The organism is Amycolatopsis sp. CA-161197 (genome assembly GCF_050942255.1).
Taxonomy (GTDB): Bacteria; Actinomycetota; Actinomycetes; order Mycobacteriales; family Pseudonocardiaceae; genus Amycolatopsis.
Genome location: NZ_CP192059.1, coordinates 10,121,024 through 10,146,081, shown reverse-complemented (window position 1 = coordinate 10,146,081; position 25,058 = coordinate 10,121,024). Strand labels below are relative to the sequence as shown.

At 71.1% G+C, this 25,058-nt stretch carries 24 protein-coding genes; 20 read left to right on the top strand and 4 right to left on the bottom strand.

From position 1 onward, the window contains the following. Nucleotides 1-3: 3 nt before the first annotated feature. The 3 genes from ACQPXB_RS48065 (at nt 4) to ACQPXB_RS48055 (ending at nt 2,613) form a co-directional block, all read left to right on the top strand. A complete protein-coding gene (locus ACQPXB_RS48065) occupies nt 4-837 on the top strand; it encodes a patatin-like phospholipase family protein (protein ID WP_366580399.1) in 834 nt (277 codons plus the stop codon). A gap of 522 nt (nt 838-1,359) precedes the next feature. Beyond that, nucleotides 1,360-1,830, top strand: a complete 471-nt coding sequence (locus ACQPXB_RS48060; RefSeq protein WP_386944848.1) for an NADPH-dependent FMN reductase — start codon at nt 1,360-1,362, stop codon at nt 1,828-1,830. Between the two features lie 75 nt (nt 1,831-1,905). Then, on the top strand, nt 1,906-2,613 hold the full coding sequence (locus ACQPXB_RS48055; protein ID WP_432848734.1) for a DUF2334 domain-containing protein: 708 nt from the start codon (nt 1,906-1,908) through the stop codon (nt 2,611-2,613). Here the strand turns inward: ACQPXB_RS48055 and ACQPXB_RS48050 are convergent, their stop codons facing one another. Together ACQPXB_RS48050 and ACQPXB_RS48045 are read right to left on the bottom strand one after the other, a co-directional pair. Next, complete coding sequence (locus ACQPXB_RS48050; RefSeq protein ID WP_432848733.1) at nt 2,614-4,155, bottom strand: solute symporter family protein; 1,542 nt, start codon at nt 4,153-4,155, stop codon at nt 2,614-2,616. It lies immediately after the preceding gene. Continuing rightward, on the bottom strand, nt 4,152-4,487 hold the full coding sequence (locus ACQPXB_RS48045; RefSeq protein ID WP_386944306.1) for a DUF485 domain-containing protein: 336 nt from the start codon (nt 4,485-4,487) through the stop codon (nt 4,152-4,154). The genes ACQPXB_RS48050 and ACQPXB_RS48045 overlap by 4 nt, the downstream gene beginning before the upstream one ends. 133 nt (nt 4,488-4,620) lie before the next feature. Between ACQPXB_RS48045 and ACQPXB_RS48040 the strand changes: the two genes are divergently transcribed. The 14 genes from ACQPXB_RS48040 to ACQPXB_RS47975 all read left to right on the top strand — a co-directional run bounded on the left by ACQPXB_RS48040 (nt 4,621) and on the right by ACQPXB_RS47975 (nt 18,760). After that, the gene (locus ACQPXB_RS48040; RefSeq protein ID WP_366580406.1) at nt 4,621-5,217 is read left to right on the top strand and encodes a TetR/AcrR family transcriptional regulator; all 597 of its coding nucleotides are present in this window, start codon (nt 4,621-4,623) and stop codon (nt 5,215-5,217) included. 77 nt (nt 5,218-5,294) lie between these two features. Further along, nucleotides 5,295-6,848 (top strand): class I adenylate-forming enzyme family protein, encoded by a 1,554-nt coding sequence (locus ACQPXB_RS48035; RefSeq protein ID WP_366580408.1) that lies wholly within the window; start codon nt 5,295-5,297, stop codon nt 6,846-6,848. Between the two features lie 77 nt (nt 6,849-6,925). Continuing rightward, nucleotides 6,926-7,549, top strand: a complete 624-nt coding sequence (locus ACQPXB_RS48030) for an SRPBCC family protein (RefSeq protein WP_432848730.1) — start codon at nt 6,926-6,928, stop codon at nt 7,547-7,549. Beyond that, entirely contained in the window at nt 7,546-8,940 is a 1,395-nt protein-coding gene (locus tag ACQPXB_RS48025) for an aldehyde dehydrogenase family protein (RefSeq protein ID WP_432848729.1), read from the top strand. The genes ACQPXB_RS48030 and ACQPXB_RS48025 overlap by 4 nt, the downstream gene beginning before the upstream one ends. Further along, the gene (locus ACQPXB_RS48020; RefSeq protein ID WP_432848727.1) at nt 8,937-10,025 is read left to right on the top strand and encodes a zinc-binding dehydrogenase; all 1,089 of its coding nucleotides are present in this window, start codon (nt 8,937-8,939) and stop codon (nt 10,023-10,025) included. Before ACQPXB_RS48025 ends, ACQPXB_RS48020 begins: the two co-directional genes overlap by 4 nt. Then, nucleotides 10,022-10,816 carry an MBL fold metallo-hydrolase gene (locus tag ACQPXB_RS48015; protein ID WP_432848725.1) on the top strand — a complete coding sequence of 265 codons (795 nt, stop codon included), beginning with the start codon at nt 10,022-10,024 and terminating at the stop codon, nt 10,814-10,816. Before ACQPXB_RS48020 ends, ACQPXB_RS48015 begins: the two co-directional genes overlap by 4 nt. 11 nt (nt 10,817-10,827) lie before the next feature. Then, on the top strand, nt 10,828-11,592 hold the full coding sequence (locus ACQPXB_RS48010; protein ID WP_432848723.1) for an SDR family NAD(P)-dependent oxidoreductase: 765 nt from the start codon (nt 10,828-10,830) through the stop codon (nt 11,590-11,592). A gap of 5 nt (nt 11,593-11,597) precedes the next feature. After that, nucleotides 11,598-13,919 (top strand): xanthine dehydrogenase family protein molybdopterin-binding subunit, encoded by a 2,322-nt coding sequence (locus tag ACQPXB_RS48005; RefSeq protein WP_432848721.1) that lies wholly within the window; start codon nt 11,598-11,600, stop codon nt 13,917-13,919. After that, nucleotides 13,916-14,587 (top strand): enoyl-CoA hydratase, encoded by a 672-nt coding sequence (locus ACQPXB_RS48000; protein ID WP_432848719.1) that lies wholly within the window; start codon nt 13,916-13,918, stop codon nt 14,585-14,587. Before ACQPXB_RS48005 ends, ACQPXB_RS48000 begins: the two co-directional genes overlap by 4 nt. After that, nucleotides 14,584-15,402, top strand: coding sequence for an FAD binding domain-containing protein (locus tag ACQPXB_RS47995; RefSeq protein WP_432848718.1), 819 nt, complete (start codon nt 14,584-14,586; stop codon nt 15,400-15,402). The genes ACQPXB_RS48000 and ACQPXB_RS47995 overlap by 4 nt, the downstream gene beginning before the upstream one ends. After that, on the top strand, nt 15,399-15,866 hold the full coding sequence (locus ACQPXB_RS47990) for a (2Fe-2S)-binding protein (RefSeq protein ID WP_366580420.1): 468 nt from the start codon (nt 15,399-15,401) through the stop codon (nt 15,864-15,866). The genes ACQPXB_RS47995 and ACQPXB_RS47990 overlap by 4 nt, the downstream gene beginning before the upstream one ends. Beyond that, nucleotides 15,863-16,462: a hypothetical protein gene (locus ACQPXB_RS47985; RefSeq protein WP_432848716.1), complete on the top strand. Its 600-nt coding sequence runs from the start codon at nt 15,863-15,865 to the stop codon at nt 16,460-16,462. Before ACQPXB_RS47990 ends, ACQPXB_RS47985 begins: the two co-directional genes overlap by 4 nt. Nucleotides 16,463-16,475: 13 nt before the next feature. Further along, nucleotides 16,476-17,072 carry a TetR/AcrR family transcriptional regulator gene (locus ACQPXB_RS47980; RefSeq protein ID WP_432848714.1) on the top strand — a complete coding sequence of 199 codons (597 nt, stop codon included), beginning with the start codon at nt 16,476-16,478 and terminating at the stop codon, nt 17,070-17,072. Between the two features lie 269 nt (nt 17,073-17,341). After that, nucleotides 17,342-18,760 carry a serine hydrolase domain-containing protein gene (locus ACQPXB_RS47975; protein WP_432848712.1) on the top strand — a complete coding sequence of 473 codons (1,419 nt, stop codon included), beginning with the start codon at nt 17,342-17,344 and terminating at the stop codon, nt 18,758-18,760. A 48-nt stretch (nt 18,761-18,808) separates the two neighbouring features. Here ACQPXB_RS47975 and ACQPXB_RS47970 read toward each other — a convergent pair whose 3' ends face one another. Further along, nucleotides 18,809-19,444: an MBL fold metallo-hydrolase gene (locus tag ACQPXB_RS47970; RefSeq protein WP_386944326.1), complete on the bottom strand. Its 636-nt coding sequence runs from the start codon at nt 19,442-19,444 to the stop codon at nt 18,809-18,811. A 28-nt stretch (nt 19,445-19,472) separates the two neighbouring features. Continuing rightward, the gene (locus tag ACQPXB_RS47965) at nt 19,473-20,399 is read right to left on the bottom strand and encodes a DUF5937 family protein (RefSeq protein ID WP_432848710.1); all 927 of its coding nucleotides are present in this window, start codon (nt 20,397-20,399) and stop codon (nt 19,473-19,475) included. A 558-nt stretch (nt 20,400-20,957) separates the two neighbouring features. Between ACQPXB_RS47965 and ACQPXB_RS47960 the strand changes: the two genes are divergently transcribed. Genes ACQPXB_RS47960 through ACQPXB_RS47950 form a run of 3 tightly spaced genes read left to right on the top strand, consistent with a single transcriptional unit; the run spans nt 20,958 to nt 24,873 of the window. Beyond that, the gene (locus ACQPXB_RS47960; protein WP_432848708.1) at nt 20,958-22,157 is read left to right on the top strand and encodes an MFS transporter; all 1,200 of its coding nucleotides are present in this window, start codon (nt 20,958-20,960) and stop codon (nt 22,155-22,157) included. Continuing rightward, on the top strand, nt 22,154-23,650 hold the full coding sequence (locus ACQPXB_RS47955) for an aldehyde dehydrogenase family protein (protein ID WP_432848706.1): 1,497 nt from the start codon (nt 22,154-22,156) through the stop codon (nt 23,648-23,650). The genes ACQPXB_RS47960 and ACQPXB_RS47955 overlap by 4 nt, the downstream gene beginning before the upstream one ends. A gap of 59 nt (nt 23,651-23,709) precedes the next feature. Further along, entirely contained in the window at nt 23,710-24,873 is a 1,164-nt protein-coding gene (locus ACQPXB_RS47950) for an alpha-hydroxy-acid oxidizing protein (RefSeq protein WP_432848705.1), read from the top strand. The last annotated feature ends 185 nt before the right edge of the window (nt 24,874-25,058 follow it).

The window sequence follows — 25,058 nt, the reverse complement described above, 5'->3', positions numbered from 1 at the left end:
GCCATGAGCGAGGCTTTGGTACTGGGCGGCGGCGGGGTCGCCGGAATCGCGTGGATGACGGGCCTGCTGGCGGGCCTGGCCGACGCGGGGCGTGACGTCAGCGGGGCCGACCTGATCGTCGGCACTTCGGCGGGTTCGACCGTCGCGGCGCAGATCGGCAGCGGGTTGAGCCTGGGCGAGCTGTACGTCCGCCAGACCGACCCGGCGCGCCAGTCCCCGGAGATCCCGGTCGAGGTGGACCTGGAGAAGTTCGGCGAGCAGTTCGGCGCCGCCGTGTCGGCCGGCTCGGTGCTCGAGGTCCGGCGCGCGGTCGGCGAGTTCGCGCTGGCGGCCTCGACGGTGCCCGAGTCCCGCCGCCGCTCGGTGATCGAGGCGCGGCTGCCCTCGCACGAGTGGCCCACCCGCGAGCTGGCGATCGTGGCCGTCGACGCCGCCTCCGGCGAGCCCCGCGTCTTCCGCAACGACTCGGGCGTTCCGCTGGTCGACGCCGTCGCCGCCAGCTGCGCCGTGCCGGGCATCTGGCCGCCGGTCTCGATCGAGGGCCACCGCTACGTCGACGGCGGTGTGCGCTCCGCCGACAACGCCGACTACGCCGCGGGCTACGGCCGGGTGCTCGTGGTCATGCCGCTGGGCTCGGCCGACGTGTTCCCCACGGAAAAGCCCTTCGCGGACGTCGTGGCCTCGCTGCGCGCCGGTGGTGCTGCCGTTGCCGTCGTGGAACCCGACGAGGCCTCCCTCGCGGCCATCGGCCAGAACCCCCTCGACCCGGCGACCCGCCGCCCCTCCGCCGAAGCGGGACGCGCGCAGGGGAAGGTGTTGGAGATCGTCTGGTCGTGATCGCTTCGCCCGCCGGCTGATCGAGAGTGAGGAGCCGGCGGGAAGCGACAACACCAACTGACTGTTACGCAGTACTTCCCGGAGAGCACCTCACGCCGTCTTTGCTCGTGGCGATCGGCGCGACCGCCTGGGCCGGGTTTACCGCTCGGCCCCAACAGCCCGGCCGCTCGCCGTCCGGCCACGGAGGCAGGGCGAGCGCAGGGGAGGGCCGGGGATCGCCTGGTGGTGACTCGACGTTCCTCGCGGTTCGCCCGACTTCTGGCAACTCCGTCCTCAGACTTGTCCACACCTATCCACCCGAGCCGCACTTGTCCACAGGTCCTGTACGCGCCGTTTTTCGGGCGCCGGCGTCGATAAGCTGGGACGGGGAGGCCCCGCCGGAAGGGCGAGGGCTTGTCCGCGGTGTGATCACTTCATGAGTGAGGCAGAAAACAGGCGGCCGACTCGACTTTCACTGGCAGACTGGCGCCCGTGATCCTGCTCATCTGTGGCAGTCTGCGGGGCGGTTCGGTGAACGCGGCGGTGATCGGGACCGCTGCGGGGTTCACCGAGTCCAAGGTCTACGCGGGCCTCGGCGACCTTCCGCACTTCAACCCCGACGACGACCAAGATCCCCTGCACCCGGCCGTGGTGGCGTTGCGCGCGGAGGTCGGGGCGGCCGACGGCGTGCTGATCTGCACGCCGGAGTACGCGGGCGGCCTGCCGGGGTCGTTCAAGAACCTGCTGGACTGGACCGTCGGCGGCGGCGAGATCTACGGCAAGCCCGTGTCGTGGATCAACGCGTCGTCCGTGGCGGCCCCGACCGGCGGCGCGGACGCCCACGAGTCCCTGCGCAAAGTCCTCACCTACGCCGGCGCGCGCATCATCGAAGACGCCTGTGCGCGCATCCCGATCCCGCGCCACACCGCGTCCGGTGGCGTGATCACCGACCCTGACCTCCGCGGCCGGATCGCGATGGCCGTGAGCCGGTTGGTGGAGGCCACCAAAGCCTGACACTGCGTAACTCTCATGTGTCCTTTCTGTGCAGTTCACGGCGTTGTCAGGCACGCGCCACCGGGCTGAGGCGCAATGGGACACGTGGATGCTCGCCTGCTGGTATCGCTGTCCGGGGCCACCCCGCGCACGCTGCACCGCTGCGCCGACCTCGCGTCGGAGCTGGAGCGGCGGCGGGTGCCGCTGTCGATCCTGCACGTCGCGCGGACCGAGGACGGTCCCTTGACCGCGTGGGTGCGCACGCGCGCCGCCGCGGGCGACTCGGTGCTGCTGCACGGCTACGACCACCGCATCACGCCGACGCACCGCACCGTCCAGCTCGGCCGCCGCGCGGAGTTCGCCGCGCTGCCCGCGCACGAGGCGCGCCTGCGCCTGATCGCCGCGAAGGCCGCGCTCGACACCACCGGCGTCGCCGTCGACGGTTTCGCGCCGCCCCGCTGGCTCGCTTCGCAGGGCACGCTGCAAGCGTTGCGGGAACACGGTTTCACGCTCTGCGCCGACGCGGGTTCCGTCCGTGACCTCGTGACGGGCGAGGTGCGGCGGGCGCGCGTGCAGGAGTTCACGAGCCAGTCGCACCGCACCGAAACGGTCCGCTGCTTCGCCCTCGTGCTGGCGTCGGCCCGCGCCGCCCGCCGAGGCGGACTGGTCCGCCTCGGCATCGACGCGGCCGACCTGACCCGCCCCGGCCTGCGCCAGGCCCTGCTCGACGCGGTCGACGTCGCCATCGAAAACCGCGCTTTCGGCAGCACCTACGGCTCCCTGCGCCGCGCGGCCGCGGCCTGATCACTCCGCGCCGAGGCCCGTCGCCGCCCGCACGCGCAGCTCGGTGAACTTCGTGTCGTCCTCGCGCGCCCGGCTCAGCTTCGACCCGACGACACAGCCGAGGAAGCCCAGCGGGATCGACACGAGCGTCGGGTAGTCCAACGGGAACGGCGCGTGCGCCGCCCCGCCCGGCCACACGGCGGGGCTCAGCACGATCAGCACCACCGAGCTCACCAGCCCGCTCGCGATGCCGGCCAACGCGCCCCACGTGGTGAACCCGCGCCACGACAACGCCAGCACGAGCGCCGGGAAGTTCGCGCTCGCCGCGACGGACAACGCGAGCCCCACGAGGAACGCGACGTTGAAGTTCGGCCCCGCCAGCAGCGTCACCGCCACCGCGATCGCGCCGATCACGGCGGACGACAGCCGCGCCACGAGCTTCTGCTCCCGCTCGGTCGCGTCGCCGCGCCGGATCACGTTCGACCACAGGTCGTGCGAAGCCGAACCCGACGCCGACAGCACCAGCCCGGCGACGACCGCCAGGATCGTCGCGAACGCGACCGCGCCGACGAACGCCATGAACACCTGGCCGCCGAACGCGTCCGGCCCGCCGCCGAGGTGCTGCGCGAGCAGCGGCGCCGCCAGGTTCGCCCCCGGCCCGGCCGGCTTCTCGCCCGCGGACCCGAGCAGCGCGCGAGCGCCGTAGCCGATGATCGACGTGAGCACGAAGAACGTGCCGATCAGCCCGATCGCCCAGCCCACCGACGCCCGGGCCGTCTTCGCGTCGGGCACGGTGAAGAAGCGGATCAGGATGTGCGGCAGCGCCGCCGTCCCGATCACGAACGCGACCGCCGCGGCGACGGTGTTCAGCGGGGTGCGGTGCGAACCGCCGGGCGCGAGGTACGCGTCGCCGAGCGGGTGTGCCGCGGCGGCGCGGTCGAACAGGCTGATCGGGTTCCAGCCGACCTGGCTCAGCACCCCGACCGCGAGGGCCAGCCCGGCCGCCATCAGCAGCGCGGCCTTGATGATCTGCACCCAGGTCGTGGCGAGCATGCCGCCGAACACCACGTACAGGAGCATCGCGGCGCCCGTGATGATCACCGCCGGCGTGAACGCGAGGCCCGTCAGTGCCCGGATCAGCACACCGGCGCCCACCAGCTGCGCGATCAGGTAGATGGTGACGATGAACAGGTTCGCCGACGCCGTCATCGCGCGCACGGGCCGCGCGCGCAGCCGGTACGACAGCACATCTGCGACGGTGAACTGGCCCGCGTTGCGCATGCGCTCGGCGAAGAGCAGCAGTACGAGCAGGAACGCGACGGCCGCGGCGATCGCCAGCACCCAGCCGTCGAAGCCGCTGAGGAAGATCAGCCCGGTGAACCCGAGGAAGGTCGCGGCGGACATCAGGTCGCCCGCCACCGCGAAGCCGTTCTGCGCCGCGGAAATCCCGCGGCCCGCGGCCAGGTATTCGGTGGTCGTGCTGGTCCGGCGGGCCGCGAAGAACGTGACCACCAGCGTCACCACGATCAGCACCGCGAACGCGGTGAGCCGCACGGCGTTCACCGGGCCACCACCGCGGTACGGCCGAGCGCGGCCGTCTCGAGCGGGTCGAACACCCGGGCCGAGCGGCGCAGGTAGGCCCACGTGATGACCCCGACCAGCGCGAATTGGCTCAAGCCGAGCGCGTACGCGAGCGTCAAGCCGCGGAACACCGACGAGCCCAGCGAGCCCGGCAGCCACGCGACGAGCACGAGGAACAGCGCGAACCAGCCGAGGCCGGCCGTGAGCGCGACGGCCACGAACCGGCGCCGCGACCGGACGAGCGTCTGGAACGCGGGCGTGGCTTCGACCTGCGCAAACTCGGTGTCCAAAGAGGAGGGGGAGGGAGTCGGCATGGACTGCTCCTTTCAAAGTGGACAGAGGCTAGCTAACGCTCGTAAGTAAGACAAGTGTCCGGTTCGCGAAGTTGGTTCCGGCCCCGGTCGGGTGACTGCGCTCGCCGCTTCGGGGAGCTGGAATCATGGACCCATGGCTCCAGGGGCGGTCGGCAAGTCCGAAGCGAAGACGACGGTGAGCCCGGCCGCGGTCCGGGACGCCGCCCTCACGCTGTTCGCCGAGCGCGGCTACCACGGCACGGCCCTCAGTCAGATCGCGGCGGAGCTCAAGATCCGCACGCCCAGCCTGTACAACCACATGCGCGCCAAGCAGGACCTGCTGCGCGACATCGTCGCCGACACCACCGAGCAGGTCTGGGCCGACTACGAGGAAGCGGTCGAGGGCGTCGACGACGTCGCCGAGCGGCTGCGGAACGCGACGCGCGTGTACGCGTTGCGCCACGCCACCCACCGCCGTGAGGCTCTCGTCGTCAACCGTGACATCGCCAGCCTCGAAGAGCCCGCGCGCAGCAATGTGCTGGAGCTGCGCCGCCGCCACGCGCAGGCGTTCCGGAGCCTTATCGAGGAAGCGGGCGGCGCGGATCGGGAGTCGGCGACGCTCGCCGCGTTCGGGATTCTCGAGATGTGCGTGAGTATCGCCCGCTGGTTCCGCGAGGATGGCCCCCTCACAGCCGAAGAAGTCGCGGCGAAGTACAGCGAGTACGCGCTGCGCGTCGCCGGTTTGGCGTAGCGAACACACCTTGCCTCGGCTCCGGCCGCTCTCTACACTCCAGCAACTAACTATCATTAGTTAATATCGTGGTGGAGATGCCGATGCTCAGAGTCGAGTTGATCCGTCCCATCCCCCAGCTGCTGGTCGGGCACGCGGCGCGCTTCGGCGGGAAGGTCGCGTTCTACGACGACCGCCGGTCGGTCACCTACGCGGACCTGGCGGAACGCACGCGGCGGCTCGCGGGGAACCTCGTGGACGAGGGTGTGGTGCACGGCGATCGCGTGCTGATCTACCTGGACAACAGCGTGGAGACGGCCGAGTCGTACTTGCTGACGACCCGGCTGGGTGCGGTCGGGGTCTGCGCGAACCCGAACGCGGCGCCGGCCGAGGTCGCCTACCAGCTGGGCGACAGCGCCGCGCGCGTGGTGATCACGGACGACGCGCACCTCGACCACGTCCGCACGATGGTCGCGGCGCGCGGCGTCGACACGCTGGTCCTGCTGGTCACCGACGGGGCCGTCCCGCCGGACGCCCGGTCGTACGAGAAGTTCGCGACCACGGAACCGAAGAGCTCGCCCCGCGACGACCTCGGGCTGGACGACGTCGCGTGGATGCTCTACACGTCCGGCACCACCGGCCGGCCCAAGGGCGTGCTGCTGACGCAGCGCAGCTGCCTGTGGGTGGTCGCCGCGTGCTGGGCGCCGATCGTCGGGCTGACGCCGGCCGACCGGGTGCTCTGCCCGCTGCCGCTGTTCCACTCCTACGCGCTGGACCTGTGCGTGCTCGGCGTCTTCGCCGTCGGTGCCACGGAACGGATCCTGCCGCGGTTCACGACGTCGCGGGTGCTGGAGCTGCTGACCGAGGAGCCCTTCACGTTCATGCCCGGCGTGCCCACGATGTTCCAGTACCTGCTCCACGGCGCGCGCGGAAAAGGCTTCCACAGCACCACGCTCAGGATGTGCGTGTCCGCCGGCGCGATCATGCCGGCCGCGCTCAACGCCGAGTTCGAGCAGGAGTTCGGGGTGCAGCTGCTGGAGGGCTACGGCATCACCGAAACGTCCACAATGGTCACCATGAACACGCCGGGCGGCGGCCGCGTGCTGGGCTCGTGCGGGCTGCCGCTGCCCGGCGTCGGCGTGCGGCTGGTCGACCCGGTGACCGGCGAGGACGTCGGTGTCGGCGACGAGGGCGAGCTGTGGGTCAGCGGCCCGAACATCATGCAGGGCTACCACAACCGCGCCGAGGCGAGCGCCGAGGTGCTGCGGCTCGGCTGGTACCGCACGGGTGACCTCGGGCGGCGCGACGCCAACGGGTTCCTCACGATTTCGGGGCGCACCAAGGAACTCATCATCCGCGGCGGGGAGAACATCTACCCCGCCGAGGTGGAGGCGGTGCTGCTGAAGGTGCCCGGGGTGGCCGATGCGGCCGTGGTCGCGCGCAAGCACGCCGACCTGGGCGAGGTGCCCGTCGCGTTCGTCGTGCCCGAGCGGCCGGGCAAGCTCGACGAGCCGGCGCTGCTGGCCGCGTGCCGGGAGGAGCTTTCGCACTTCAAAGTGCCCGAGCGGATCGTCGAGATCGACGCGATCCCCCGCACCGGCTCGGGCAAGATCATGCGCTTCCGCCTGCAGGAACGCCTGATCGACGCGTGACGCGCGCCGCCCCGGGTTGACCGGGAGCGGCCGTGCTCGTAGTCTACAAACTAACGTTAATTAGTAAGGTGGTGTGCGTGGACCTCTCCAATACCTTCACCGTCGACCTCCCGGTCGACGACGCCTGGCGAGTGCTGACGGACCTCGAACGCGTGGCGCCGTGCATGCCCGGTGCGGCGCTGCTCGGCGTCGAAGACGGCGTGTACCAGGGCGCGGTGAAGATCAAGGTGGGCCCCGTTTCTGCGAAGTACCAAGGGACGGCGCGCTTCGTCGAGAAGGACGACAGCGCCCACCGAGCGGTGCTGCGGGCCGAGGGCAAGGACGTCGGCGGCCAGGGCAACGCGGCCGCCACCGTGACCGCGACCCTCACCGCGCAGGGCAGTGGGACCAAAGTGGACGTGCGCACGGACCTTGCCTTGTCGGGACGGGTCGCGCAGTTCGGCCGCGGCGTGATCGCCGACGTCACCGGCAAGCTGCTCGGGCAGTTCGTGCAGCGGCTGGAGGCGGAAGTCGCCGGCAAGCCGGCCAACGTCCAGCCCATCAACGGCAAGGCCGTGAACCTCGACGACGTCGAGCCGCTCGACGTGATGGCGAGCGTCGGCGGCACCATCGCGAAGCGCGCGCTGCCCGTCGCGGCTGTGGCCCTGGTGCTGGCCCTGCTGGCGATCCTGGTGGCGCGCAAGGGAAAGGGGACCGAATGAGTGACCTGGTGCGCGAGCCCCACCTGTACGTCGGCGGCCGGTGGATCGCCGGTGGCGGCGACGACTGCGAGGTCGAGAACCCGGCGACCGAGGAACCGGCGGGCGTCGTCACGCAGGCCTCGTCCGCCGTGGTCAACCTCGCGGTGGCCTCGGCGAACGCGGCGTTCGACGGCTGGGCCACCACCCCCGCCACCGAGCGCGCCGCCGCGCTGCGCCGCCTGCACGACGTGATCACCGAGCGCGCCGACCGGTTCGCCGAGCTCATCACGCTCGAACAGGGCTCACCGCCGCCGGTGGCGCGGAAGCTGCACGTCGACACGCCGCTCGCGGTGCTCGCCCGGACGGCCGACGCGCTGGACGAGTTCGAGTTCCGCAGCGAGCTCGGCAACTCCGTGATCCTGCGCGAGCCGGTGGGTGTGGTCGCCGCGATCACGCCGTGGAACCTGCCGCTGCACCAGATCATCGTCAAGGTCGCGCCCGCGCTGGCCGCCGGCTGCACCGTGGTGCTGAAGCCCGCCGCGCTCACGCCGCTCACCGCGTTCGAGCTGATGCGCGCCTTCGACGCCGCGGGATTCCCGGCCGGCACGATCAACCTGGTCACGGGCAGCGGGCGCGACGTCGGCGACCAGCTGACGCGCAGCGCGAGTGTGGACCACGTGTCGTTCACCGGGTCCACGCCGGTCGGTGCGCAGGTCGCGGCGGCCGCGGCGGAGACGATCAAGGGTGTCACGCTGGAGCTGGGTGGGAAGTCCGCCAGCGTCGTGCTGTCCGATGTGGACGACGCACTGCTCGCCAAGGCCGTGAAGGTCACCGTGGCCAACTGCTACCTCAACGGCGGCCAGACGTGCACCGCGCTCTCGCGCCTGATCGTGCCGGCCGACCGGTTGCAGCAGGTCGAAGAGCTCGCGGCCGCCGCGTCGGCGAAATACGTGCCGGGCGAGCGGCTCGGGCCGCTGATCTCGGCCGGGCAGCGCAAGGAAGTCGAGAGCTTCCGCACGGACGAGGCCCGGGCGATCACCGGTCCGGCGGAGCTGCCGGAACGCGGGTACTACGTCCAGCCGACTGTCTACAGCGGAGTCGACCCGGACTCCCGGCTCGCGCAGGAAGAGGTCTTCGGCCCCGTGCTGGCGATCCTCGCCGCGGAGTCGGACGACGAGGCCATCTCCATCGCCAACAACTCGCGCTATGGGCTCGGCGGTGCACTGTGGACCGGGGACCCGGACCACGCCCTCGACCACGCCGCGCGCATCCGCACCGGCCAGGTCGACGTCAACGCCGCGCCGTTCAACCCGCGTGCGCCGTTCGGCGGCTACAAGGCCTCGGGCGTCGGGCGCGAGATCGGCGACTACGGGATCGAAGACGTGCTGGAGATCAAGGCGGTGCAGCTGTGACCGAAGTCAACGCGTTGGTGCTGCGGGAAACCGGCGCGCCGATGACCGTGGAACGCATCCGCCTGCGCGACGTCGGGCCCGGCGACGTGCGGGTCCGCATCGACGCGACCGGTGTCTGCCACTCGGATCTGTCGCTGGCCCGCGGCGTGCTCGCGCAGCAGCTGCCGGCCGTGCTCGGCCACGAGGCGTGCGGCACGGTGCTGGAAGCCGGTGCGGAGGTCACGGACCTGAGCGTCGGCGACCGCGTGATCCTGCTGTGGATCACGCCGTGCGGCGAATGCGTCCACTGTAGACGCGGCGAAGCCCACCTGTGCGTGAACGGGTCCGCGCGCGGTGCCGAGCCGTACGCCCAGGACGCCGACGGCAACCCGGTCTACGCCGGGCTCACGGTCGGCTCGTTCGCCGAGCAGACCGTCGTTCCGGCGGCGGCCGCGGTGAAGGTGCCCGAGGACATCAGCTCGGCCGACGCCGCGCTGCTCGGCTGCGCGGTGACCACCGGCGTCGGAGCCGTCACGAAGACCGCGCAGGTCACGCCGGGTTCGTCGGTGCTGGTCGTGGGCCTCGGCGGGGTCGGCCTGGCGGCCATCCAGGGCGCGAAACTCGCCGGGGCGAGCACCGTGATCGCCGTTGACCGCAACGTCGCCAAGGCGGCGTACGCGACGAAGCTCGGCGCGGACCACTTCGTGCCGGCCGACGACACGACGAAGAAGGCCGTGCGCGCGCTGACCGGCGGCGAGGGGGTGGACTACGCGTTCGACTGCGTCGGCTCCGCTCGCACGATCCGCGACGCGTGGGGCATGACCCGCCGCGGCGGCACGGCGTGCGTGGTCGGCGTCGGGGGCAAGGACGACCAGGTGTCGTTCAGCGCGCTGGAGCTGTTCCACTTCGCCCGCACCCTCGTCGGCTGCGTCGCCGGCTCACTCGACGCGGCCCACGACCTGCCGCGGTACTTCGACGACGTCCGCGCCGGCCGCCTGGACCTGGCCGCGATGGTGACCGGCCACGGCGGGCTCGCGGACATCGAGGACGCCTTGACCGCCATGGCCGCCGGACAGGGCGTGCGGACGCTGGTGGTGCCGTCATGAAGGTCGGGGCACTGAGCATCGAACCGGTCTACGACGGCTACGGGCGCGAGCCGGGCCGCGAGGTCCTGACCCGCCCGGGCGACGCCGACGCGTGGGCCTGCCACGAGCACCTGCTCGACGAACGCGGCGACCTCGACCTCACGCTCGGCGGGTTCCTGCTGCGCACGGGCGACCGCGTGGTGCTGGTCGACGCCGGCGTCGGCACGATCGACAACGACAAGTACCACGGCGGGCAGTTCCTCGAAAGCCTGCGTGAACACGGCGTCGCTCCCGACGACGTGACCGACGTCGTGTTCACGCACCTGCACTTCGACCACGTCGGCTGGGCCACCAAGAAGGGCCAGGTCGTGTTCCCGAACGCGACCTACCGCGTGCACGCCGACGACTGGGCGCACTTCGTCGAGAGCCCGGACGCCGAACCCGGCGCGGTGCGCAAGCTGTCGCCGCTGGCCGAGCGGCTGGAGCCGTTCACCTCGGACACCACGCTCGCGCCCGGCCTCGACTCGCGGCACGTGCCCGGCCACACGCCCGGCTCCACGATCTTCGTGGTGTCCAGCGAAGGCGAGCGCGCGCTGCTGCTCGGCGACGTCGCACACTCCACAGTGGAGCTGACCGACCCGACGTGGGAAGCGATCTTCGACGTCGACCGCACCGCCGCCCGCCGGGTGCGCGCCGGGCTGATCGACGAGCTCACCGACAGCTCCGACGCGGTCGCCGCCGCGCACTTCCCGGGCCTGCGCTTCGGCCGGGTGGTGACCGTCGCCGGCGAGCGCCGGTTCGAGTTCATCTGAAAGGGGACCTCGTGGACCTCAAGCTCAACGGTAAGAACGTGCTGGTCACCGGAGCCGGCCAGGGGCTCGGCCGCGCGCTCGGCATGGCCTTCGCCCAAGAGGGCGCCAACGTCGCCTTCCACTACAACACCTCGGCCGACGGTGCCGAAGCGGCGGCGAAGGAGGCGGCCACGCTCGGCGTGAAGGCCATCGCGGTCGGCGCGAACCTGCGCGACGCCGACTCCGTGCGCACCGCGATCGACGACGTCGCGACACAGCTCGGCTCGATCGACGTGCTGGTCAACAACGCGGCCGCCACGCAGAGCAAACCGTTCCTCGAAACCACCGAAGAGGACTGGGCGCCGCAGATCGGCGTCACGGTGGAGGGCACGCTGCGGATCACGCAGGCCGTGGCCAAGAAGATGGTCGAGGCCGGCGGCGGCGCGATCGTGAACCTCATGGGCGACTCCGGCCGCGTCGGCGAGTCCCGGCTGCTCGTCACCGCCACCACGCGCTCGACCACGGTGGGCCTGACCAAGTCGCTCGCGAAGGAGCTGGCGCGCCACGGCATCCGAGCGAACGCCGTCTCGATCGCGCTCGTGCAGACGTCCAGTCTGGACGACCACACCGGACACGCCGACGACGCCAAGATGAAGAAGATCCTGTCCGCCTACCCGCTGCGCCGCCTCGGCCGGGCCGAGGACGTCACCCCGACCGTGCTGCTGCTGGCCTCCCCGCTCTCGTCCTGGACCACGGGACAGATCGTGTCGGTCAACGGCGGCTACACGATGCCGTGACGACCATGGAGGAGAAGCCGGCCGGCGCCATCGGAAAGGTCGTGCGCCGCAAGGAAGACGCGCGGCTGATCACCGGGCGCGGGCGGTACGTCTCCGATCTGCAGCTGCCCCGGATGCGGCACGTCGCGTTCCTGCGCAGCCCGTTCGGCCACGCGCGGATCACCCGCCTCGACGCGTCGGCCGCGCGCGAGCGGGCCGACGTGTTCACCGGCGACCAGCCGGAGTTCGCGACCGTGCCGCTGCGGGCGCTGTCGGCTCTTCCGTCCTATGTGGAGACCGAACAGCCGTTGCTGGCGCGGGACAAGGTGCGGTTCTCGGGTGAGCCCGTGGCCGCCGTCGTCGCCGCCGACCGCTACCGCGCCGAAGACGCGCTGGAGCTGATCGACGTCGACTACGAGCCGCTGCCCGTGAACGTCACGGCATGGCTGCCGCCGACAGAGCCGCTGCACGCCGAAGCGCCGGACAACGTGCTGCTGGAGCGCACCTTCGACACCGGCGAGGTGCCCGACGCGCTGGCCGGGGCGCACCTCGTGGTCGAACGCGAGCTGATCACCAACCGTCACGCCGGCAACCCCATGGAGTGCCGAGCGGGGGTCGCGCTGTGGGACCCGGCCGACGACAAGCTCACGTTGTGGTCGGGCACGCAGGTTCCCCACATCGCGCGCAACATGATCGCGGAGCTGCTCGGCATTCCCGAGGGCAACGTGCGGGTGATCGCGCCGGACGTCGGCGGCGGCTTCGGCGTGAAAGCCGTGGTGTACCCGGAGGACGTCGCGCTGTGCGTGATCGCGCGCCAGCTGCGCGGCACGCCCGTGAAGTGGGTCGAGGACCGCGCCGAGCACCTGCTCGCGGCCACGCACGCGCGTGACCACCGATACGTCGTGAAGGCCGGGTTCACGGCCGACGGCGAGCTGGTGGCGCTCGACGCGGACGTGACCTGCAACGTCGGCGCGTACTCGGTTTACCCGTGGACGGCCGGGATCGAACCGCTGATGGCCGGCGGGCTGCTGTCCGGGCCGTACCGGCTGCAGCACTACCGCTGCACCGTGCGCGGGGTCGCGACGAACACCGCACCGTCCGGGCCCTACCGCGGGGTGGCCCGGCCGGCGAGCGTGTTCGCGATGGAGACGGTGCTCGACGCGGCGGCGGCCGAGCTGGGACTGTCCGCTTTGGACATCCGGCGGCGGAACCTGATCACGCCGGAGGAGATCCCGTACCGCATGCCGTCGCGGCTGGTCGACGACTCCGGTTGGTACGGGGAATGCCTGGAGAAGGCCGTCGAATCGATCGGCTACGACGAGTTCCGCGCGGAGCAGCGGCGCCGGCGCGAGGAGGGTGAGAACCCGATCGGCCTCGGGCTCGCCTGTTACAACGAGCTCACCGGTCTCGGGCGCGCGGCCGCGGCCGGGCCGCGGATGCCGTTCCGCACCGGCCACGACGCGTGCACCGTGCGCGTCAACCCCGACGGCCGGGTCACCGTGCTGTCCGGCGTGACGTCGCAGGGGCAGGGCCTCGAGACGACCGTGGCGCAGATCGTCGCGGACACGGTCGGGGTGTCCTATGCGGACGTCGAGGTGCGGATCGGCGACACGAACGAATCGCTGTGGGGCTTCGGCGCGTTCTCCTCACGCCAAGCCGTGATCGGCGGCGGCGCGGCCCACCGGTCGGCGGTCACCGTGCGGGAGAAGATCCTGCGGCTCGCGGCCGAGCTGTACGAGGCCAATGTGGACGATCTCAGCCTCGTGGACGGTGACGTGCGCGTCGCCGGAGAGGCCAAGCCGCTGGGCACCCTGGCGGAGCTGGCACGCGTTGCCTACCTGGAGTCCAACCGGCTGCCGCAGGGCATCGAGCCCGGCCTCGAGGCCACGCAGTTCTACGACCCGATCCGCGGCGCGTTCGCGGCCGGGGCGCAGGCGGCGGTCGTCGAGGTGGACCGGGCGACGGGCGCGTTGAAGATCCTCAAGTACGTGTGCGTGGAGGACGCCGGCACGGTGATCAACCCGCAGGTCGTCGAAGGCCAGATCGCCGGCTCGATCGCGCAGGGCATCGGCGGCGCGCTGTACGAGCACCTCATCTACGACGAGGGCGGCAACCTGTCCACGGGCACGCTGATGGACTACCTGATGCCCACGAGCGCCGAGGTGCCGGAGCTCGTGATCGGTCACCTGTCGCACCCCGCGGACAACCCGCTCGGCGTCCGCGGGGTCGGCGAAGGCGGCACGCTCGGCCCGAACGCCGTGCTCGCGGGGGCGATCACCGACGCGCTGGGCGTGCAGGTCACGCACCTGCCGCTGACACCGGCCGCGATCTGGGAGGCGCTGCGATGATCACCTCCGAGGTCCGCGACGACGTCGGCGTCGTCGCGATCGACCGGCACGAACGGCGGAACGCCCTCGACGTCGAGCACCTCGACGAACTGCGTGCCGCCGTTGAGGACGTCGGTCCTCGCGTGCACGCGCTGGTGATCACCGGCCGGGGCACGAGCTTCTGTGCCGGAGCCGACCTGCGGGGCGTGCACGGCGACGGTTTCCGCACCGCGCTGTACGCCGCCCTGCACAGCATCACGGCGCTGCCCGTGCCGGTGCTCGCGGCTGTCAACGGCCCGGCCATCGGCGCGGGCACCCAGCTCGCGATCGCCTGCGACCTGCGGGTGGCCGCACCGTCCGCGGTGTTCGCGGTGCCGACCGCGCGCAACGGGCTGGTCGTCGACCCGTGGACGGTCCGGCGCCTCGCGCTGCTGGCCGGCGGCGGTGCGGCGCGCACGATGCTGCTGGGCTGCGACCGGCTCGACGCTTCGCTCGCCCACGCTCGGGGGCTCGTCGACCGGCTCGGCGACCTCGACGAGGCGTTCGAGTGGGCGCGCGAGATCGCCGGATTCTCACCGTCTTCGTTGCGGTATTCGAAGCTGGCCCTGGACACGTTGTTCGAAGGCCCCTGGGAGACCACTTTGGATACCGAGTTCGAGGACAGCTGGCCGAAGGAGGTGCCGACGTGAAACCCGCCCCGTTCGACTACGTCCGGGCGCGCAGCGTCGACGAGGCCGTGCGGACGCTCGCCGACGCCGACGGGGACGGCAAGCTCCTCGCCGGCGGGCAGAGCCTGATGCCGGTGCTCGCGCTGCGCATGGCCCGCCCTCGGGTGCTCGTGGACGTCAACCGGATCCCCGGCCTGGCCACGATCACGCCGACCGACGACGGCGTGCGGCTCGGCGCCCTGGTGCGGCACGCGCGCCTGCTGGAGCAGCCGCACCACCCGTTGCTGGCCGAGGCCGCGCGCTGGATCGGCCACACGGCGATCCGTTCGCGCGGCACGAGCGGCGGCAGCATCGCACACGCCGACCCGTCGGCCGAGCTGCCGGTGGTCGCCGCGGCGCTGGAGGCGACCGTCTACATCGCGGGGCACGGCGGGCAGCGCTCCGAGGTGGCCACGGACTTCTTCGCCGGGCCACTGGAAACCACGCTCGCGGACGACGAGATGATCACCGCGATCGACCTGCCGGTGCCGTCGCGGTGGGGGTTCGCGGAGTTCTCCCGGCGGCACGGCGACTTCGGCCTCGTGCTCGTGGTCGCCGCGGAGGTCGCGGGCCGGTGGCGGCTGGCGATCGGCGGCGTCGGCGGGGTGCCGCTGCGGCCCGCGGAAGCCGAGCAGCTGCTCAACGACGGCGCGGACCTCGACGCGGTCGCAGCCGCCGCCGCGGCGGAAACCCAGCCGCAGAGCGACATCCACGCGTCGGCCGACTACCGGCGGGCGATGACGGCAGAGTTCGTCCGCCGCGCGCTGACGCCCCACGGGAAGCGAGCCGCCGCATGAAAGCCGAATTCACCGTCAACGGCACGCGCCACGACGTCGACGTCGAACCACGCCGGACGCTCGCCGACGCGTTGCGCGAGGACCTCGGCCTGACCGGCACGCACCTGGGGTGCGAACACGGCGTGTGTGGCGCGTGCACCGTGCTGGTCGACGGCGAGCCCGTGCGCGCGTGCCTGATGCTGGCCGTGCAGGCCGACGGGTGCTCCGTCAGCACCATCGAGGGCCTCGCGGCCGACGACGGCACGCTGCACCCGTTGCAGGAAGCCTTCTGCGGCAAGCACGGGCTCCAATGTGGATTCTGCACACCCGGCATGCTGATGACTGCGCTCGACCTGCTGGACCGGGAACCGGCGCCGGACCGCGAGCGCATCCGCGAGGAGATGTCGGGCAACATCTGCCGCTGCACGGGGTACGTCGGCATCGTCGACGCGGTGGAGGCCGCCGCGCGCGAGCTCGGCCGATGAAAACCGCCGCGTGGCTGCGCCTGTCGGGCGTGCCCGTCGAGGCTGCGCGCCGCACCTGGCGCGAACTGGACGGGCACGGCTGCTCGACCTTCTACGTCGAGGGCGACCTCGGCCTGTGCGCGGCGCTCGCGGTGGCGACGGAATCCTCCCGCATCTGCTGTTTCGTCCCACCCGGCCGCCCCGAGCACGTGCTGGCGGGTGCGCGGACGGTGCAGTACCTCAGCGGCGGGCGGTTCACGCTCGGGCTGCGGCCGGCCGATGACGACGACGGCGCGTTCGGCTCGGTCACGGCGTTCGCGCGGCTGGCCGAGGAGGTGCGGGACGTGCTCGGCGGTTTGCCGATCACCGTGGCCGGAACCGGGCGAGGTACCGTGCGATTGGCGGCCGAGTTCGCGACCTGCTGGCAGACCACGGACGTTCCGGGCGAACCGGACGTGATGACGGCCGGCTGCGCGGAGTTCGGCAGACCGGCGCCGGAGAGATCCGTGGTGGTGACCGACACGCGGCGGCGGGAATTCGCCGTCGACGAGGTGGTGCTGCCGGTCGACCGGCCGCTGACGGGTGCCGAGTTCGGCGGTGCCGGGTGTTTCGCGTGACGGGGAGGAACCGGTGACGGCAGTGCGCAGCGCGGTCAGCGAAGAGGTCGTGCTCGACACGGCGCTCACGCTGTTCGCCGAGCGGGGGTACCACGGCACCGCACTCAGCCAGATCGCCGAGGTGCTGCAGATCCGCACCCCGAGCCTGTACAACCACATGCGGTCCAAGGAGGACCTGCTGCGGGCCATCGTGGACCGCACCACTGCGGGGGTGCTCGAGGATTTCGAGCGGGTGACCGGCGAAGACGACGACTGGGCGGCGCAACTGGCGCGCGCCACTCGCGTGTACGCCTTCCGCCACGCCACCCACCGCCGCGAAGCCCTCGTGGTCAACCGCGACACCGACTGCCTCGGCGAACCGCACCGCACGCAGTTCCAGGCCCGCCGCCGGCGCCACGAGCACGCCTTCCGCGCGATCATCGCGTGCGGGGTCGACGCGGGCGTGTTCCACGTGGAGTCCCCGGCGCTCGCGTCGTTCGCGATCCGCGAGATGTGCGTGAGCATCGCACGCTGGTTCCGGGACAACGGCGCCATGACGGCCGAGTCCGTGGCCGACGAGTACAGCCGGTACGCGCTGCAGATCGCGGGCTCCCAAACCGGTCATCGGTGAATATTTCACCCTAACGGGTAGAACGGGTTGACTCTTCCCGTCCCCCTTGCTTTGATTCATGCCACTAACGAACGATAGTTAGTGAATTTCAGAGTTCCTGTGGCGGCGCAGACTCCGCGTCGCGCGGAACCCATTTTCCGGAAATCAAGCACCGGTGTGCCCACCCGGCTTTTCGAACCGGGCGGTGATTGTTGTTCATCCGATCAACGGTGACGGTTGATCGACGTCTGGGAAAGAGTCTCCCCATGCGCAAGAAAAGGTTTCTGGCTGTGTCCGTCGCTGCCGTGGTGGCCGCGCTCATCGCCGGAACCACCACGTCCGCGGCCGCCGCGGAACTGGCGCCCCCGTTTTTCCAGGGTGCCGCGAACGGTGGCGTGACCACGGCCAAGAGCGACCCGGCGAAGTTCAAGAACTGCGCCGACCCGAAGAAGGGTGAGCCGTTCGGCACGGCGACGCCGCAAGAAGTCGGGCTCGATCCGGCGGTGCTGGACCAATTGGCGACGACACATCTGCTTTCGCTGCAGCGCACGCTGTACGTGGTGCGCTTCGGCTGCCTCGTGAAGACCGGGCCGCTCAACGCGTTGTTCGAGAACACGCCACAGCACGTGTGGAGCATGACGAAGGGCTTCTCCACTGCGGTGATCGGCCGCGCCGTGACCATGGGCATCTTCAACGTGCACGACACCTTCGGCAAGTATTTCCCCGACCTCGGCGACGCGGTGCACCGCTCCGTCACCGCGCAGCAGCTGCTGCAGCACACGTCGGGCGTGAAGATGAACTGGGCCAACGAAATCCCGGGCGTCGAGTTCGACCGCCTGAAGGCGTGGAGCTCCGCGCCGATGCAGCACGCGCCCGGCACCTACTTCGAGTACAGCCAGAACGGCCCGGCGACCGTGAACGCGATGGCGGAGAAAGCCATGCAGCAGCACGGGTACAAGGATTTCCAGGACTTCGCGCAGCGCGAGCTGTTCGACGAGATCGGCATCGACCGCGACAACTACTTCTGGATGCGCGACCAGGCCGGGCACACCGAGGGGTACGCCGGGCTCCACATGCGGCCGATCGACATCGTGCGGTTCTCGTTGCTGGAGCAGAACGGCGGCGTGTACGGCGGGCGGCGGCTGATCTCGCCGGAGTTCATGCGCGAGGCGGGCACGGGTTCGGAGGCGAACCCCGGCTTCGGGTACCAGACGTGGGTGAACTCGGCGCCCTGGTACAACACCGTCGGGCTCAACGGGCTCAAGGAGAAGATCGACCAGCCGCTGATCGCGAGCGCTCCCACGGACATGACGTACGGCTGGGGCTGGCGCGGCCGGCACTTCTTCACCATGCCGAACCTGGGCCTGGACATCGTGACGACGTCGATCGAGCACGACTTCGAGTACGACCCGGCGACCGCGGGCAGCGAGGTCGCGGTGCAGGGTGAGCAGCTCTCGGGCTACCACGAGTTCTTCCGCACGGCGATGCACGCGGTGACCGACCAGAAGGTGCCGGACCCCGGTCCGTACACCGGCCGGTCGGCGAGCCTGACCGCGTTCAACCCGGGCAACTGGGTCGACCCGATCTACACCGTGCAGGGGCGGTTGGCGGCCGGGATGCTCGACCCGAACAAGCCGGGCATCAAGCAGAACGTGGCGGACCTGGTGCGCGTGATGGCGCACACGGGACCGTTCGTGCTGTACAACTGACCGGCTCCCGGGGTGGCCGCCATTGCATGGGCGGCCACCCCGGGTCTTTCACAGCTTCGTGGCGACGCCGCGCTCCACGACCTGCACCTCGGTGCCCTGCGGCGCGAGGTTCTCGAACAGGCCGTAGTGCAGCGCGGGGCTCGACAGCACCGCCTCGTGGATCGGCACGGACTTGCGCGGCGCGACCGCCCGCAAGAAGTCCACCGCCTCGCCGGCCTTGAGCCACGGCGCGCCCGTCGGCAGGCCGAGCACGTCGATCTTCTGCTCGGGCACGAAGAACGAGTCGCCCGGGTGGTAGAAGGCGCCGTGGTCCAGCACGTAGCCGATGTTGGGGATCACGGGGATGTCGCTGTGGATGACGGCGTGTTCACCGCCCACCACGTTCACCGCGGTGCCGCCGATCTCGAAGGCGTCGCCGACGTTCGCGACCTCGTACTGCAGGTTCAGCTTCTGCACGGTCTCCACGGAGCCCGGGTCGACGATCAGCTTCGCGTCCGGGTTCGCCGCCAGCACCTTCGGCAGGCGCTCGCCGTCGATGTGGTCGAAGTGCTGGTGGGTGATGAGGACAGCCGACAGTTCGCGCTCGCGCTCGAAGTCGGTGGAGAACGCGCCCGGGTCGATCAGGATCCGCTCGCCGTCGGTCTCCAGAAGTACACAGGCGTGTCCGAAATGGACGATCCGCATCAGGATTCTCCTTCACACATGGTCACATTCACCCTATGCCCGCGCAGAGCGCGTCGCCAAGCTCGGTCCGCCGGTAGAGCACGCGGTGGCCCTGGCGCGTCGTCGCGGTCAGACCCGCGGCCCGCAACGCCGTGAGGTGCGCGGAAACGGTCGCCTTCGCCAGCCCCAGCCGCGCGGCGAGCTCCGTCGTGGCGGCCGGGCGGTCCAACGTGGTGAGCAACATCGCCTTCGTCCGCCCCACCACCCCGGCCAGCGCTCCCTGCGCTGTGGATGGCTCTGTCCACAGGCCCGCCACCCCCCTCGCGGGGTACAACAACGTCGGCTGCCACGGCGCCACCGTCACCACCCCGACCGACGGCCACGCGAACACACTCGGCACCAGCAGCAGGCCGCGCTCGTCCAGTTCCAGCCGCTGCCGCGCCGCTATGTCGACCAGCACGGAGTCGCCGGTGAGCCGCACCCTCGGGTGCAGCCCGTCGAACACCCCCGCCACACCATGCTCACCCAACCGCCGCGCCCGGTAGGCGATATCCGCCGCGAGCACCTCCCGCATCCGCGGCCACTCCGGCTCGACGACGTCGCGCCACACCCTCTCGAGCTGCTCGGCCAGCAAATCCCTCGCCTCGCCGGCCCGTGCCGGCAGCCCGCTCAGATCGGCATCCACCATCCCCAACTCGACCCGCACCTGCCCCGGCGGCGTCCCCCGCACCCTCCGCAACTGCTCGGCCGCCGTCGTCTCGGCCGTCTCCGGCGGCGGCGAGAGGAACTCCGTGATGTAGTGCCGCGCCCCCAGCACCGCCGCCAACTCCGGCACGTCTACCCGCGGCCCCCCGAGCCACCCACCCCCACCGGGCAACCGCCGCCTCCCGAGCCACCCCCGCACCACCCCGATGACTTCCTCCAGCGGCGAGATCGCAAACCGGACACCGGCGGTGCTGAGAACCAACTCGACCATGGATTCGGATATACCCGAACGCCGGCTGCTTCACGCTGCTTGCGGGGGTTTCGGCTTCTTGTGCTCGCGCTTGCCGCCTGCGTTCACCACTGCGCCCGTGCTGCTCGCGCTTGCCGCCTGCGTTCGCTACTGCGCCCGTGCTGCTCGCGCGCGTCGCCCGTCGCTATTGCGCCCGTGCTGCTCACGCTCACCGCTGGGCGCTCGCCGCCGCGTGCGTGTTCGCCCGCGCCGCCGGTACTCGCCGCCCCTTCGCCGCCGCACCCGTGCTGGCCCGCAGCGCCGGCACTCCCCACTGCGCCCGTGCTGCCCGCGCTAGAACAGCCACTGACCTGTGCCCTGACCAACCCCGCCGCGAGACAGGCCCCCGCCCTCCCGAGGGGGGCGTCCCCAGACCCATTCTACCGGGCGGCAACGACTCAAACGGACAAAAGACCCAGGTAAGCCATCAGTTGTCCACAACTCGCCACACCCTGTGGATAAGTCCAGAGGCAAGCCGGAACATTCGGTCGCAGGCGAATCTATTCCGGCGAGGCCGCTCGCCACGCGAGGCTCGGAAGCATGTTCACCACCACGTATTGGCGCTGGTCAGCAGGGGTCCAGTTCGCGCGGTTACCCGCCGGGATGGCCCCGCTCACGTTCACCACATTGGCCGCCGCCATGACCGGGTCGTACCGGCTCGGCGGTGCGTTGATGGCCGTCTACGTGGTGGCCGAGATGGCAGGGGCGGTGCCCGTCGGGAGGTTGCTCGATCGAGTCGGGACGGCGCGCGGTCTCAAAACGCTGCTCGGCGCGGTCGCACTGGGGCTGGCCGCGCTGGCGCTCGCGGCACAGGCCGGAACCAGCGAAGCAACGCTGATCGCACTCGTTGTCATCCCCGGACTGGCAGGGGGCGGGGTCGCGGGTGGGTTCAGGGCGTTGCTGGCAGCGATCGTCGACGAACGCCAGCTGACCAGGGCCGTCGCCGTCGACGCGATGATTCTCGACGGCGTGCTGGTCGCCGGACCACTGCTCGTGGCTGGGGCGAGCGTGACCGGTCCCTTCGTGCCGTTGTTCGCGATGGCCGTCGCAGCGGCCGCCGCCGCGAGTCTGGTGCCGAAGCGCGTCACCAAGCCAAGGACCACAAAACGAACCAAAGTCCCCCTCAAAGCCTGCCTGCCCTGGCTCGGGTGTCAGTTCGCCGTCGGACTGTTGCTGTCGACGATCGAAGTCGCGCCACTTCCCCTGGTCGAGCGGCTCGGCGCACCCGCCGCAGCCGCGCCGGGGGTCGTCGCCCTGCTGTGTGGCGCGAGCATCGCCGGCGGCGCGATCTACGCGTGGCGCGGCCGCGACCTGGGGCCGAGGCTGTTCCTCGCCGGCTTCGTGGTCGGCGGCACGCTCGTCGCGGCCAGCCTCGGCTGGGCGGGCCTCGTCGCCGGAGTCGTGCTCATCGGCGGCGCGACCGGACCGCTCGTGACGATCGCTTCCGTCAACATGCAGCGCGTGCTGCCGGAGAGCCGCAGGTCGGAAGGGTTCTCGGTGTCGTTCACGGTGCAGTCGTGCGGGTTCGGGCTCGGGTCGCTGGCCGTGGGGGTGCTGCCGCTGTGGCTGGCGCCGCTGCTGGGCGTCACGGCGGCGCTCTCGATCGGGTGGTTCGGACGACCCTTTCCCCAGGCCGCCCGCCGATGCGATGCTGACGGGAGCGTCGGGCGACTATTGGCACTGCGTCAGCAACCTCGTAGCCTGGACCACAACGCCGAAGAGCAGGGGAGACGCCGATGACCGCCGTCCAGCCGAAGCCGACCTCGGTCGGTGAGACCTTCGATTCGCTCAGCCCGGCGACCGACGAGGTCGTGGGCACGTACCCGGTGCACACCGCGGAAGACGTGCGCGCGGCCGTCGAGCGGGCGCGCGTGGCGGCGGAGTGGTGGGAGGGGCTGGGCTTCGCGGGGCGCGCCGACCGGCTGCGGCAGTGGAAGGGCGTGATCACGCGCCGCCTGCCGCAGCTGTGCCAGGTGGTGCGCGACGAGACGGGCAAGCCGATCGCCGACGCACAGCTCGAGTCCGTGCTCGCCATCGAGCACATCGCGTGGGCTGCGAAGCACGCGCGCAAGTACCTCGGCCGGCAGCGTCGGAGCGCCGGCCTGCTCATGTCGAACCAAGCGGCGACGGTGGAGTACCGGCCGCTCGGCGTCGTCGGCGTGATCGGCCCGTGGAACTACCCCGTGTACACGCCGCTCGGCTCGGTCACCTACGCGCTGGCCGCCGGCAACGCCGTGGTCTTCAAGCCCAGCGAGTACACGCCGGGCGTCGGCAAGTGGCTGGTCGACGCGTTCAACGAGGTCGTGCCGGAGCAGCCCGTGCTGCAGCTGATCACCGGCTTCGGCGAGACCGGCGGCGCGCTCGTGACGTCGGGTGTGGACAAGATCGCGTTCACCGGCTCCACGGCCACCGGCAAGAAGATCATGGCCGCGGCGGCCAACACGCTCACCCCGGTCGTGATCGAGGCCGGTGGGAAGGACCCCGTGCTCGTGGACGCCGACGCCAACCTCGACGCCGCCGCCGACGCCACCGTCTGGGGCGCTTTCTCCAACTCCGGCCAGACCTGCATCGGCGTCGAGCGGGTGTACGTCCACGAGCGCGTGCACGACGAGTTCGTCGCCAAGGTTGTGGAAAAGTCGCAGAACGTGCGCGCCGGCTCCGACGAGGACGCCCAGTACGGCCCCGTCACCATGCCCTCGCAGTTGGCCGTGATCCGCCGCCACATCGCCGACGCCCTCGAGCGCGGCGGCCGCGCGGTGCTCGGGGGTGTGGACAGCGTCGGCGATCGTTATGCCCAACCCACCATTCTCGTCGACGTGCCGGAAGACTCCGAAGCCGTGCGCGAGGAGACGTTCGGCCCGACGGTCACCATCGCCAAGGTCCGCGACATGGACGAGGCTGTGGACAAAGCCAACGCCACCACCTACGGCCTCGGCTCCACGGTGTTCTCCAAGTCCCGCGGCGTCGAGCTCGCCGCGCGGCTGCGTACGGGCATGACCTCGATCAACGCGCCCCTTTCGTTCGCCGGCATCGCGTCGCTGCCCTTCGGCGGCGTCGGCGACTCGGGCTTCGGCCGCATCCACGGGCCCGAGGGGCTGCGCGAGTTCGCCCGGACCAAGGCCGTCGCGCGGCAGCGCTTCACCGCGCCGATCACCCTGACTTCCTTCAGCCGCAAGGAATCCACCGACGCGCTGGTCGCCAAGCTCATCACGGTCATGCACGGCAAGCGCTAGGGTCTGGACCGCACCCCGAACGCCGGGGTGCGGTCCTCCCGAGCCCAGAAAGAGCCCGCATGACGCGTTACGGCGATTTCCAGAACGAGATCTACTTCGCCGGGCTCACCGGCCGCGTCCCGACCATGCCGATGGTCTACGCCGACCTCGAAGCCCGTGCCGCGCAGGCACTTCCCCCGTCAGTGCTGTCCTATGTGGCCGGTGGCGCCGGCGACGAGGCGACCCAGCGCGGCAACGCCGACGCGTTCGCGCGCTGGGGCTTGATGCCGCGGATGTTCGTCGGGGCCAAGGACCGCGACCTGTCGGTGGATCTGTTCGGGCTGAAGCTGGCGTCGCCGCTGTTCATGGCGCCGGTGGGCGTCGTCGGCATCTGCACGCAGGACGGCCACGGCGACCTCGCCACCGCCCGGGCCGCCGCGCGCACGGGCGTGCCGATGGTCGCGTCGACGCTCTCGGCCGACCCGTTGGACCAGGTCGCAGGCGAGTTCGGGGAGACGCCGGGGTTCTTCCAGCTCTACACGCCGACCGACCGCGAGCTGGCCGCGTCGTTGGTGCAGCGCGCGGAGGCGGCGGGGTTCAAGGGGATCGTGGTCACGCTCGACACGTGGGTCACCGGGTGGCGGCCGCGCGACCTGAGCACGTCGAACTTCCCACAGCTGCGCGGCCATTGCCTCGCCAACTACTTCACGGACCCCGTCTTCCGGCGGCTGCTCGGCAGGTCGCCCGAAGAGGATCCGATGGCGGCCGTCGGCCTGTGGGCCCAGCTCTTCGGCAACCCGCTGACCTGGGACGACCTGCCATGGCTGCGCTCGCTCACGTCGCTGCCCCTGATCGTGAAGGGCATCCAGCACCCGGACGACGCGCGCCGCGCCATCGACGGCGGCGTCGACGGCATCTACTGCTCCAACCACGGCGGCCGCCAGGCCAACGGCGGACTCCCGGCCCTCGACTGCCTCGCCGACGTGGTCGACGCCTCCGGCGACACCCCGGTGCTGTTCGACTCGGGCGTCCGCTCGGGCGCCGACATCGTCAAGGCCCTGGCATTGGGCGCACGGGCGGTGGGCGTCGGCCGGCCCTACGTCTGGGGCCTCGCCCTCGGCGGCGTGGACGGCGCCGTCCACGTCCTCCGCAGCCTCCTCGCCGAAGCCGACCTGATCATGGCGGTGGACGGCTACCCAACCCTGGCGGACCTCACGCGCGACAGCCTGAGGAAGGTTGGTTAGGCCGGACCTAAGTCGGGTCCGACCTGGCTGTGGACAACTGGCTGGGTCCGACCTAAGTGTGGACAACTGCTTGGGCCGGACCCAGCTAGGACAGCCGCTTGGTCCGAGCACGCTGGGACAAGCACCTGGGTCGAACCCAACGATCGGCGAATGGCAGCTGTGGACAGCCCGTTAGGACCGACCCA